1 protein-coding gene is annotated in these 218 nt (G+C 63.8%); it reads left to right on the top strand.

The features are described from left to right. A partial coding sequence (locus J5M56_RS26625; protein WP_243430921.1) for an amino acid permease occupies positions 1–218 on the top strand: 218 nt, incomplete at both ends.

Raw genomic sequence — 218 nt, 5'->3', positions numbered from 1 at the left:
TGCGCCTGGGCGCACTGATCGCATTGGTGGTCGGTTCGATGATCGGTGGCGGGATCTTTTCGCTGCCGCAGAACATGGCTGCCCGCGCCGACGTCGGCGCGGTTCTAATTGGCTGGGCAATCACCGCAGTGGGCATGCTGACCCTGGCATTCGTGTTCCAGACCCTGGCCAACCGCAAGCCCGACCTGGACGGCGGTGTGTATGCCTATGCCAAGGCA

This window comes from Pseudomonas sp. 51_B (genome assembly GCF_017491595.1).
Lineage (GTDB): Bacteria > Pseudomonadota > Gammaproteobacteria > Pseudomonadales > Pseudomonadaceae > Aquipseudomonas > Aquipseudomonas promysalinigenes.
Note: the sequence above shows the minus strand (reverse complement) of the source record. Positions and strands in the feature narration are given on the sequence as shown.